The sequence below is a fragment of the Pseudomonas sp. SDO5591_S426 genome, assembly GCF_054070755.1.
In genome coordinates this window covers 1-10,328 of sequence record NZ_JBSVXD010000191.1, presented here as the reverse complement: position 1 = coordinate 10,328, position 10,328 = coordinate 1, and the positions used below count along the sequence as shown (strand labels likewise).

Here is a 10,328-nt window from a genome sequence, read left to right as displayed (position 1 = left end):
CCGGTGGTCGTAGAATTTGTGCATCACACCAAAACCTGTGGGAGCGGGCTTGCCCGCGATGACGGCCTCACAGGCAACTAAAAACCCAAAGCCCTACCCCCAAGGCTTCGGCTCACCCACCAACCGCCCCTGAACCCCATACACCCCCATCTCGCGAATCACCGCCAACTCTCCCTCGGTCTCGACCCGCTCGGCAATCAGCGGCAGATCAATGCTGTGGGCCGCACGCTGAACCGCTTCGATGAACAAGCGCTTGTCGCTCTCCTGATCGATCGCGCGGATGTAGCTGCCATCGATCTTCAGGTACGCCAGCCCGAGCCGTGCCAGGTTGCCGATCATGCTGAAGCGACCGCCAAAATGTTGCAGGCTCAAGGAGAACCCGAGCTCACGCAATCGTCGCGTCAGGTCTTCGAGCACGGCTTGGTCGGGCAGTTGTTCTTCGCCGATTTCCAGGGTCAGCCTCGATCCAAGATTGGAGTGCGAGCGCAGCAATTCAAAAACCGTATTCAACGCCTGCGGGTCTTCCAGGGTTGCCGAAGACAGGTTCAGCGCCAGGGACGATTCGTGGTCGGCCATCTGCTCCAGCACCAGCTCCAACATCAGGCGATCCAGCCGCGCCGTCCAGTCGAACCGCTCCAGCCACGGCAGGAAGCGCCCGGCCGGAATGCTCTGACCCTGGTCGTCGATCAGCCGTGAAAGCACTTTGTAATGCAGCACCAGTTGCGGATCCTGACTGGCCACGACCGGCTGGAAAAACAGGATGAACCGCCGCTGATTCAGCGCCTGATCCAGCAAGTTGTGCCAGGCATGGTGATCGTCGCCGACACCGGCCAAGGCGCGGTGATCGAGGCAAACCCAGTTCGAATCGGTCTGCCCCTCAGCCTGCGCCAGCGCCTGATCCGCCAGTGCGAGCACGGCTTGCGGGGTGTCGCCATACACGAACGGCGCCAGCCCGATCGCGGCAACCGAGGCCACGTCCGTCGCGCCGGTTGCATGCAGGCTGGCCATAGCACTGTCGAGGTGCTGCGCCAGTTGCAACGCTTCTTCGCGCACCAGCCCCGGCGCCAGCACGGCAAATTCGCCACCTCGAATCCGTGTGACCAGGTTCAGGGTTTCCGGGTACCGAGCGCACTCTCGAGACAGCTGCTCGCCGACTGCCTGCAAGAACTCATCTGTACGTTGACCGCCCAAACGCTGGTTAAGGCCCGCCAGATCCTGCACCCGCAGCAACAGCAAATAACCGGAGCTGGCCTGCTCGGGGTTGCTCACCCGCGTGTGCAATTGCATCTCGAAATAACGTCGGTTGGCCAAACCGGTCAGGTTGTCCTGATAGGACTCAACCCGCAGTTTTTCACTGCGCTCGGCCTGTTCCTGAAACAGCGCCTTGAGCTTCTCGACCATCTGATTCATGGCCTGCACCACGCGCCGCAATTCCGGCGTGCGCGGCAGTTGCGGCAGGCTGAGAAACTCACGACGGGCAATGGCGTGGGACTGCTGAACCATGTAATCGAGCGGTTTCAATTGCCGACGCAACAACAGCGCGCCCAATATCGCGCTGACCACACCGCAGATCAGCAACCAGACGAGACTGCCCAAGGCGCTCTGCCACAGCTTGGCCAGGGCAAACATCGGGTGGCTGACCACCTCGACCCGTGCCGCCTGCTCCCAGCCACGGCTGACGATCGCATCGCCGCCAGCGGGCTCCAGGCCGATCAGTTTGACGAACCAGTCCGGCACGCGGGTATCGGCCGGGATGCCGCTGCGCTCCACCAGTGTCTTGTCGTTGGACAGATCGACCACGCGGATGCTCGCGTAGTAACCGCTGTCGAAGATCGAGCTGACCAGCAACTCGGTCATCGCCGGGTCGTCGATATTCGGCGTCAGGGACAGCGCCAGCGCCGTCGCCGCGTCCTGGGCGTGGGAGCGCAACTGGTTGACGTATTGGGTACGCGAGCTCTCGAGGCTGACCATGAAGCTGCCGGTGAAGGCGACGACCAGGAACAGACAGATAGCGATCAACAGCTGTTTGAACAATGACATCTGTGGGCGTGCTCCTAGTGAGTCGTCTCGACCGGGAATCCTTCGGCCTGCATTTTCTTCAGCACATCCTGCCACCGGGACAGGCGCTTGGTGTCACCGACCTTCTGATTGCCCTTCGCACCCGGCAACCACAACCCCTCTGCATTGAAAGAGTAGACCGGCAGCAGATCCGTACGTTGGCTGGCCGGGCGGATATCGTCGATCAGGCTGTCGAGCACCAGCGGCATGGCGTCCGGCGTCGCGTAGTAGGTCAGCACCATGTGCGCGCGGTTCAGGCGCAACGCCTTTACGTAAGTAATGCGCAGCTTGTCACTGGCAACACCCAGGTGACGCAGGCTGAAGTACTTGGCGATAGCGTAGTCTTCGCAATCGCCGGCGCCTTTCCACAAGGCTTCGATCGGGGTTTCCCAATAATCGGTCTGGTGCCACAGGTCGATGTCTTCGACGTAGCGCACACGCTGGTTGAAGAACCGGTTGACCCGGTTGAGTTGTTCCAGCTCGCTGACCTGCTTCTGGGTCGCCAGCAAGTGTTGCCAATCATCAATGCGCTGCTGACCTTCACCCAAAGGTCCGTACAATGCCTGCGCCCGACGGCTGATCAGGGAAAAATCCCAATCGGCCAGCACACTGCCCAGCATCATGGCGGCCAGCAGCAACGCGCCGCACAGCCAGCGCAACATCCGGGAGATGGGGAAACGTACCGCCAATGCGAGGCATCCAGGGTAGGCAGGTGGAAGTCAGCTGATGGTGTAGGTTAGCCCGGCAAAAAACAATGGCACGGTGAGATCACAACGGCGCGCTAGACTGAAGGGAAAGCGCTCTGTTGCGCGTTTGACAAGGTGTCAGGGTGTTACTAGTGTCAGTTGGATCCAAAAAAATAACTCAGTCATTCAGGGTGCGCAGTAGTGACACAAAAGCCCAACCCCCTCAGCAGTATCAAGGTTAACGGCCCGATTCCCGCTCACCTGGCACGCTCGGTGATCGAACAAACCCTGCGCTCGGCCATTCTCGATGGCCGCCTGCCTTGCGGTATTGCCCTGCGTCAGCAGGACCTGGCCGATCTTTTCGGTGTCAGCCGCATGCCGGTGCGCGAAGCCTTGCGCCAACTCGAAGCCCAGGCGTTGCTGAACGTGGTTGCCCATAAAGGCGCGGTGGTCGCGCCGCTGGTGCAGGGCGATGCGGCGGAAACCTACGCCCTGCGCATCCTGTTGGAGTCCGAAGCCTTGCGCCTGTCGGTCCCGTTGCTTGAAATCGCGGATCTGGAACAGGCTGCCAGCTACATCGACGCGTTGGAAACGGAGCACGATTACAGCGAAATCGGCCGGCTCAATCGCCTCTTTCACATGTCGCTTTACTGCAAGGCACCGAATAAACGTCTGCTGAATCTGGTGGAAGACGGGTTGAACGAGGAAGAGCGCTTCCTGCGCTTCAACCTGGAGGCCATGGGCCTGGGCAAATTGTCCCAGGAAGATCACCGGGCCATGTTGCGAGCCGCCGAAGAGCGGGATGTCGAAGGGTCGGTGAAGTTGCTCGTACATCACCTCAACCGTGGAGTCGAGGTCATCACCCGTTACCTCAACAGCCCTGAAGCCCAGAGCCGAAAAACCTCGAAGTAAATCGGTGATGAGGGAGCTTGCTCCCTCTCGGCTGCGCAACAACCGGACCGCCTGAAACCGCACGATCCGCTTACAAATTTCCCTCCTCTACAGCCTTCCCCGATTCCCTTGGCTTCGGTGATAGCGGCTGCCTTGAATTACGCTCACTGTTGGGGTGCCGACACCAATGAACGGGCGACGCACCGCCAGCGCGGAGCAGTCCCTGCACCAAGAACCTACGGAAGGAGCCTTGTCACGGGAACGGAAGAATCGGCGTCACCCCGGCCAACTTCCACCCCCTCAGATAACGTCAACGAGTTCAATAAGAAAGTTGCTTCGAGTGAGGCATTCACTCTTTATCTTAAATTCTGACTTATATAAGACGGAAGGAGCAGCCACGTCCAAATAAAACTTGAACAGAAAGTCTTATTGAAACTTGTCACACCCGAGAAAGTTAAACTTTAAAATATTAAATAAAATAACTTGCCTAGCACTTTATTTATGAACTAGCTTTTCTACGCCGCCATTGAATGCTGGCTGCGAAGCCGCAGAGCAGAGACACGAAAACAACTAAAACAATCAATTCGATTGAGGCGCCCGCTCGCCAACATAAAACTTGAAACAGCACAAATCGATTGATCGCACCTTCACACCAGACGACTTATAGGTTCGCCAATGAAAACAACTAAAGAGCATCTTGAACAAAAGAAAGCCGAACTGAGTGCACACCCGATTTTCGCCGAAATACATTCGCTTTCGGTGTTGCAGCGCTTTATGGAAAGTCATGTGTTTGCGGTGTGGGACTTCATGTCGCTAACCAAGCGTTTGCAGCAGGAGCTGACCTGCACGCAATTGCCCTGGCTGCCACCGCGAGACCCGCAGGCGGCACGGTTGATCAATGAAATCGTGCTGGGTGAAGAATCCGATGACCGTCCGGCCCAAGGTCACTATAGCCATTTCGAGCTGTACCTGGATGCGATGCGTGAAGTCGGCGCGAGTACCGCCGCCGTCGAGCGCTTCGTGGCGCTGCAACAGGAAGGCGTGAGCTACGACGTGGCGTTGCAAAGTGTCGAGGTCGACCCGGCAGCCGCACGGTTCGTGCGCCATACGCTGCACATCGCGTTGCATGCGCCGGGCCACAGCGTTGCTGCGGCGTTCCTGCATGGTCGCGAAAGTGTGATCCCGCAGATGTTCCAGCGCATTCTCGACGACTGGGGAATCGGCATCGAACAGGCCCCGACCTTTCGCTACTACCTCGAACGGCACATCGAAGTCGATTCTGAGGACCACGGCCCCGCCGCGGAAAAACTCCTCGCCCGCCTGGTCGATGGCGATCCGCAGCGCGAAGCAGACGTGTACGCCAGCGCCATCGCGGCCGTGGAAAGCCGCATTGCTCTGTGGGACGGCCTGCGCCTGAGCATGAACGAATCACTGGCGGAGGTGAACGCATGAACGCCGCCGACTATCTGTCGTTCGCCGACGCCTGGGAGAGCCGGGCCACCATCCGCACCCGTCCGCGTCGCATGCTGGAGAACGACGAAAAACTGATCTATCCCTTGAGCCGGCAACCGCTGGTGCTCAGTGAGACGTTTCTGCGCGAATGCCCGAAGCAGCGCGACTTCGCTCTGGTGCAGACACTCTACAAATTCATCAACGACGTGGTGATTTTCGAAACCGAGATCGTCGACAAGACCGCCCGCAGCATCGCCAAGAATCGCTTCGCCGTGACGTTCCCGTTCGCCTGTCGCTACGACGCGATGACCGTGGTGGTGGATGAGGATTACCACGCGCTGGTGGCGATGGACTTCATGCAGCAGACCGTCGCCATGACCGGCATCACGCCCATCGGGTTGCCCGACGAAATCGAGTTGAGCCGAGCGATTCCGGCGGCCATTGCGCTGGCGCCGGAGCATCTGCGCAGCGCCGTGGAGCTGATCTGCGTGGCCATCGCCGAGAACACCGTAACCGGCGATGTGGCGGCGTTCGCCAAGGACGACACGGTCAAGCAATCGATCAAGGGCTTGATGGCCGACCACTTGCTCGACGAAGGCCGGCACTCCGGATTCTGGTCGCGGATGGTGCGCATCTACTGGCACACCGCGAGCGACGACGACCGCCAATGCATCGCGCACATCCTGCCGGTGTTCATCGGTCACTACCTGACCAACGACATCCAGAAGTCCTTCGACTTTCGCCTGATCGACGCCTTGCAGATCAGCGACACCGTACGCCAAGCCCTCAAGAACGAAGTGTCCGGGTTGGCCTTCCCGATCAACCGGCATCACCCGCTGGTGGCCAACATCGTGCGGTTTTTCCGCAGCAGTTCGCTGCTCGATTCGCCGTGCGTGCAAAACGCCTTGAGCGACTACCTGATTTGACGAGGAACCCGTCATGAGACGTCTCGACATTCTGCTCGCTGGACAAAGCCAGGCCCTGACCGACCTGGCGCTGGAACTCGAACAACACGGTCATGCACTGACACGGATAACGACACTTGATGAGCGAGCACCGGAGCATGCGGATCTTGTGATCAATGATGCCAGCCTGCCTGTGCAGATTTTCAATGATGCGCCGCACCTGACACTGCAACTGGGCATCGGCCAGTCGGGCGCATCTGGATTGCCCTCGCTGGACCTGCTTTGCACCGTCGGCTCCACGCTGCTCACTCGTGTGCCGATCGCCGATGAACCTTCGGGCTACGGTCAGTCGTTGCGTCTGCGAGCTGTCGCGGAACTGGTGGATCACGTGGCGTTGCTGGTCAGCCGTTACTCCCGGGATGCCGAGTATTTTCAGCTCTGCGAACCCACCGCTCCCGCTCACTTCGACAAGGTTGAAAACCTGCTGTTTCTCGAATGCCTGGCGTTCGTTCATCGCCGCAATGCGACGGTTGAACCACGGCTGCTGGAACTCGCTCAAGTACCGATGATCGAGCGACTTGAACAGCGCTTCGTTCAGAGTGGCGAGCGACGGGCGTTGAACGTTGCCGGCGCCAGTTTCAACTATCGCCAACTGCACGCTCTCAGCCGAGCAATCCAGCAACGATTGCAGCCTTTGCTCGATCAGCATGAAGGTCCGTTGGTGGTGGGAATCTGCCTGCCAAAATGCAGCGCATTGTATGCGGGGATTATGGCGATCCTGGGCAGTGGGGCGGTGTACCTGCCGCTGGAGCCGAGCCATCCGCTGCAACGTCAGCAGTACATCCTGTCGAATGCCGGCGCGGTGTTGCTGCTGCATGACGGGCAGCATCCGCTCGCAGCCGAAATGCCGGGCCTCGATATCACCGCTATCGACGTTAAGGCGATGAATCCGGCTCTACCGCTGATGCGCCAGCGCCCCGACATCGCCGCGCCGTGCATGGCGCTCTATACCTCGGGCACCACCGGCCATCCCAAAGGCGTGTTGCTCAGCCAGGCCAATCTCGCCCACTTCAGCGCGTGGTACGCCGACTACGTTCTGCTGACCGATCAGAGTCGGGTTTTGCAGTTTTCTTCGCTGAGTTTCGACTCGTCGCTGATCGATATTTTCCCGACCCTGTTGCAGGGGGCCGAGCTGATCGTACCCAGCGACGACCAGCGTCGCGACCCGCTGCAACTGGTCGAGCTGATCCGTCATCATCGACTGAGCCATGCCTTTCTGCCACCGGCGCTGTTGAGCATTCTGCCGCTGGAACAACTGCAAAACCTCGATCACGTAATGACCGGCGGCGATGTCTGCGAGCCTTGGGTCATCCAGCAACTGACTCGCCAGGGCAAGCTCTACAACCTCTATGGTCCGACCGAAGCCACGGTGCTGATCACCGCGCGACGGCTGCAATCCGGCGATAACAACCGGACACTCGGCGACCCGATCGCCAACAGTCAGGTGCTGATTCTCGATGAGGGCTCGCAACCGGTGACAGAGCAGACGGTCGGTGAGTTATACATCGCAGGTCCCGGCGTGTGCCTGGGTTATCTGAACAACCCGCAGCAGACCGCCGAACGCTATCTGAACCTGCCTTTGCCCGATGGCCAGAAACTGCGTGCCTATCGCACCGGCGATATGGCGAGGTGGACGAGCGAAGGCATCGAACTGTGCGGAAGGCGCGACAATCAGGTGAAGATTCGCGGTTTTCGGGTCGAGCCGGAAGAGATCGAACGCTGCCTGCGTGACAGCCAGTTGTACCGTCAGGTGGCGGTGGTCATCGACAACCATCGGCGGATTCTGGCCTTCCTCGCCCAACCTCAGGAAGACCGGACCGGCGCGGCTCGTGATGCGCTGAAGGCACACGCCATGCAGTTTCTGCCGGACTACATGCAGCCTGTTGCGTGGACAGAACTGCCGAGCATGCCGTACGCCAGCAATGGCAAGGTCGATCGCAAGTCATTGCTGGAACTGCCGGTCAGCGTCAGCGAAAACACCACCCGACGCCTGCCCGCCAGCGCCGATGAAGCGCTGCTGTTGGAGATCTGGTCCGAGCTGCTGGAGTTGCCGGCCAGCGATATTTCCACCGACGAAAGCTTCTTCAATCTGGGCGGTCACTCGATCCTGCTGTCGCGCATGCTCCTGCGTTTGCGCGAAGCGTTCGGTCGCAGCATTTCGATCAACCGCTTCATCGAACTGCCCACCATCACCAAACTGGCAACACTGGTGCGCGGTTCCGGCAGCGAGGAAGTATTGAGCGAACAAGCGATGGCCGATGCCTCGCGCGCACTGGATGTGCAGGCGTTGCCCATCAGCCGCATGGGCGATGTGCACAAAGTGATCGTTACCGGCGCCAACAGCTTTGTCGGTGTGCACATTGTCGAAGCGTTGTTGGCGCGGGGCGCCAGTGAAGTCGCCTGCCTGGTTCGCGACGGCAATGGGCGATCGGCTGTCGAGCGGTTTGCACAGGCGTTGCGCGAGAACCGTCTGGAGCATCTGGACCTGAGTCGGGTGCGGGTCTACGCAGCGGATATCACGCACCCGCAATTAGGGTTGGCCGACGAGGTTTACGAGCGACTGGATCGAGAGTTCGGCGCACTGGTGCACAACGCCGCCAACGTCAATCACGTCCTCGATTACGAGTCGCTGGCACGGGACAACGTCGAGCCGATTTTCGAATGCCTGCGGCTGTGCGAAGGGCGCAGTAAAAAGATCTTCAACTTCGTCTCGACGCTCTCGGCGTCCAGCACGATTTCCGCCGACGGCCGGGTACTTGAACTGCCTGCCGCACTGACTCCGCCGATCTACATCAAGAACGGCTACAACCTGTCCAAATGGGTCGGCGAACGAATCCTGGAACGCGCACGGCAACGCGGTGTGCAGGTCAATCTCTATCGCCCCGGCAACATCAGTTTCAACAGCCTCACGGGTGTGTGCCAGCCGCACAAGAACCGTTTGATGTTGATGCTCAAGGGCTCGATCCAGCTCGGCCAAGTACCGGAGTTCGCGCTGAATTTCGACCTGATGCCGGTGGATTTCCTCGCCCGTTTCATCGCCTTCCATGCAAGCCGTTATCAGCCGGAAAAACCGGTGTTCAACCTGCACAACCCCGAGCCACTGAGTTGGGACAGCTATGTGGCGTCCTTTCGCGAAGCCGGGCGGGAGTTCTCCCTGGTCAGCGTCGCCGACTGGCAGCAGCAACTCGACCGGGTCGACAGCGACAACGCGCTGTTTGGCGTACTCGGTTTTTATCTCAATGGCTTCGAGGAAGACATCGGCGACATCTCGATGATTGGTCACGACAACGCCCAGGCCGGCGTTAGGCAGATGGGCGCGCGCTATCCGGAAAAGTCCCCGGCACTGCTGCGGCGCGGCTGCGACTACCTCAAGGAAATCAATTTCATCTGATTCATCCCAACCCAGCACGGAGCAAAACCATGAACACTCTACAACCCGATACCCTGATTAAAAATCCGCAAGGCTGCCACGTCGTGTCCTCGGTGGAAGTCCCCGCAGAGGCCGCAGAGGTCTGGGCCGTTGTCGGTAATTTTTCCGGTTTCGACCGGTTCATTCCGGCGCTGTCGCACATCGAAATGACTGGCGAGGGAGTGGCGTCCCTGCGCAAGAAGTTTTTCAAGGACGGCAACCTGGTGGTCGAGCAACTCAACTCCCGCGACGATCAAACGCTGAGCATGACCTGGACCACGATCTATAACACTTTGGGCGTAGCGAATTTGTGGGCGGCGATGCGAGTTGAGCCGCTGGATGCCGACAAGTCGCGGGCGACCTGGACCATCATTGCAGAACCCGCTCAGGGCGGCGCCGAGGCGCTGCCGGGGTTCAAGAATTTCGTCCAGGGTTTTGCCGATGATGCGATGAGCAATGTGTGCAAGCTGTTTACGTAAAGCTTGAATTCGCCGCTATCGGGTAAATACGCGTCCATAAAAAAGCCAGTCCCTGAACCCAGGGACTGGCTTTTTTACTTCTAGGGGCTTTTGACAGCCCCACAATGACAAAACCCCTGTCTGCGTTAGCAGACAGGGGTTTTGGAATTCAATCTTGACGATGACCTACTCTCACATGGGGAAACCCCACACTACCATCGGCGATGCATCGTTTCACTGCTGAGTTCGGGATGGGATCAGGTGGTTCCAACGCTCTATGGTCGTCAAGAAATTCGGTGTGCCGGTCCGCCTGTAACGACGTGCCTGCGAAATCTTGATGCTTCTACTATAAAGACAAAACCCCAACTGCTTTCGCAATTGGGGTTTCGGAATTTAATCTTGACGATGA

Annotated in this window: 7 protein-coding genes and 1 rRNA gene; 5 read left to right on the top strand and 3 right to left on the bottom strand. The window is 59.2% G+C overall.

The features are described 5' to 3' along the window. Positions 1-93 precede the first annotated feature (93 nt). Complete coding sequence (gene lapD, locus ACW9JC_RS25375; RefSeq protein ID WP_457458393.1) at positions 94-2,040, bottom strand: cyclic di-GMP receptor LapD; 1,947 nt, start codon at positions 2,038-2,040, stop codon at positions 94-96. Between the two features lie 14 nt (positions 2,041-2,054). Beyond that, complete coding sequence (gene lapG / locus ACW9JC_RS25370) at positions 2,055-2,747, bottom strand: cysteine protease LapG (RefSeq protein ID WP_457458391.1); 693 nt, start codon at positions 2,745-2,747, stop codon at positions 2,055-2,057. A gap of 198 nt (positions 2,748-2,945) precedes the next feature. Between lapG and ACW9JC_RS25365 the strand changes: the two genes are divergently transcribed. From ACW9JC_RS25365 to ACW9JC_RS25345, 5 genes are all read left to right on the top strand, one after another. Next, complete coding sequence (locus ACW9JC_RS25365) at positions 2,946-3,656, top strand: GntR family transcriptional regulator (RefSeq protein WP_448105874.1); 711 nt, start codon at positions 2,946-2,948, stop codon at positions 3,654-3,656. Positions 3,657-4,310: 654 nt separating this feature from the next. Beyond that, positions 4,311-5,087 carry a DUF3050 domain-containing protein gene (locus ACW9JC_RS25360; RefSeq protein ID WP_457458389.1) on the top strand — a complete coding sequence of 259 codons (777 nt, stop codon included), beginning with the start codon at positions 4,311-4,313 and terminating at the stop codon, positions 5,085-5,087. Then, positions 5,084-6,013, top strand: coding sequence for a diiron oxygenase (locus ACW9JC_RS25355; RefSeq protein ID WP_457458387.1), 930 nt, complete (start codon positions 5,084-5,086; stop codon positions 6,011-6,013). Before ACW9JC_RS25360 ends, ACW9JC_RS25355 begins: the two co-directional genes overlap by 4 nt. 13 nt (positions 6,014-6,026) lie before the next feature. Next, positions 6,027-9,443: an amino acid adenylation domain-containing protein gene (locus ACW9JC_RS25350; protein ID WP_457458385.1), complete on the top strand. Its 3,417-nt coding sequence runs from the start codon at positions 6,027-6,029 to the stop codon at positions 9,441-9,443. A 29-nt stretch (positions 9,444-9,472) separates the two neighbouring features. Then, on the top strand, positions 9,473-9,940 hold the full coding sequence (locus tag ACW9JC_RS25345) for an SRPBCC family protein (protein WP_457458383.1): 468 nt from the start codon (positions 9,473-9,475) through the stop codon (positions 9,938-9,940). 152 nt (positions 9,941-10,092) lie between these two features. On the opposite strand, the gene rrf is transcribed toward ACW9JC_RS25345, so the two are convergent. Then, positions 10,093-10,208, bottom strand: a 5S ribosomal RNA gene (rrf, locus tag ACW9JC_RS25340). Between the last annotated feature and the right edge of the window lie 120 nt (positions 10,209-10,328).

Excerpts from the sequence above, each read along its gene's own strand:
- ACW9JC_RS25345 (WP_457458383.1), top strand. The coding sequence starts at position 9,473 with ATGAACACTCTACAACCCGATACCCTGATTAAAAATCCGCAAGGCTGC.
- ACW9JC_RS25360 (WP_457458389.1), top strand. The coding sequence starts at position 4,311 with ATGAAAACAACTAAAGAGCATCTTGAACAAAAGAAAGCCGAACTGAGT.
- lapD (WP_457458393.1), bottom strand. The coding sequence starts at position 2,040 with ATGTCATTGTTCAAACAGCTGTTGATCGCTATCTGTCTGTTCCTGGTC.
- ACW9JC_RS25355 (WP_457458387.1), top strand. The coding sequence starts at position 5,084 with ATGAACGCCGCCGACTATCTGTCGTTCGCCGACGCCTGGGAGAGCCGG.
- ACW9JC_RS25350 (WP_457458385.1), top strand. The coding sequence starts at position 6,027 with ATGAGACGTCTCGACATTCTGCTCGCTGGACAAAGCCAGGCCCTGACC.